The organism is Aliiglaciecola sp. 3_MG-2023 (assembly GCF_030548205.1).
Classification (GTDB): domain Bacteria; phylum Pseudomonadota; class Gammaproteobacteria; order Enterobacterales; family Alteromonadaceae; genus Aliiglaciecola.
The window spans coordinates 1-1,107 of record NZ_JAUORV010000041.1 but is presented as its reverse complement, the minus strand read 5'-3'; the positions used below and the strand labels follow the sequence as shown (position 1 = coordinate 1,107).

Annotated in this window: 2 protein-coding genes; both read right to left on the bottom strand. The window is 38.6% G+C overall.

Going from position 1 to position 1,107, the window contains the following annotated elements; all coding sequences use genetic code 11:
* Nucleotides 1-86: 86 nt before the first annotated feature.
* Nucleotides 87-614: a hypothetical protein gene (locus Q4574_RS21425; protein ID WP_303477715.1), complete on the bottom strand. Its 528-nt coding sequence runs from the start codon at nucleotides 612-614 to the stop codon at nucleotides 87-89.
* Nucleotides 615-705: 91 nt separating this feature from the next.
* On the bottom strand, nucleotides 706-1,107 hold a 402-nt coding region (locus tag Q4574_RS21420; RefSeq protein ID WP_303477714.1), incomplete at its 5' end, for a hypothetical protein.

The window sequence follows — 1,107 nt, the reverse complement described above, 5'->3', positions numbered from 1 at the left end:
CCCGCATAAATTGCGAATAACAGTTGGCTAAACTTAGCGAAGAATGAGCGCCAGCCAACTGTTAGGCGTCCATTTTAATGCGTTTGTTAGGTTCCGGAGGTAGACGGATATTGACACTTTGCAATATACCACTCACCTGTGACTTTTTGATAGTTACCATAATCTTCTGATTCATCGCTAAGCTTACATAACCCTTTATCAGTCGGCTCACCAAACGTGTAAAATCCTTCTTGCTCTCGATCGTTATGCTTAAAAGTAAACGCTTTTCTAATGAGCCAAATTCCATCAAAATGCTGTAGCCAGATTACATCTATGTTTTCGCTTAGTAAAAATTCAGTTAGTTCATCCAGACTTGAATCAGTTATTTCTATGTAATTTCTACTACCTTTTTTAATTATTGACTTAACCGAAGCCCGCTCCCCATTTCTACCATCTACCCATTGTACGACCTCCAACTGATTTTCGATGGCGAAGGAAATAACGTGTTCAAAATCAAGTGCGTGCTTTTCAAGATTTTGTCTGATTGTCGATTCAGTAGTGGTGTTCAAAGGAACTGAATATGAGGGTGCGCATATAGCTAATACCAATATCAAAAAGACTAGAACTCTGAACATAGGAACCCTAACTTTTAAATAAGGGGCGCAGACGTGTGGGCTAAAATCCGAACGAAGTGAGTGACTTAATTTTTTTGTTATGTGCCATTTACTACAAAACGTGAATGTCATTTATGGTGGCACTAAACTCATTGTTATTGACTCGAGAAAACTCGAACTCCACGGTTAAGTCAGTGATTTCACCATTAACAGGGAAATAAAAACCAAAAAGGTAACTACCGTCATTACATTCCATGAACTCCGGGGTGCAAAAAGCTATATCGGTATTCTCGATTTTAAATTCTGATTCGCTACCATAATAGTCAAAAACAGCATCTCTTATTTCCTTTTCACCCCAGCGAGTACCGTAATTGTTAGGGACGGTTACCAAATTAAGAGCTTGATCAAAATCATTCTGAGACAGGTGACAAAGCCATTTTTGACAGTATGCTTTTAACTCAGATTCAATATTTGGGTTTAACAGTTTGAGCATGACCGTCCTTAGGCACATAAC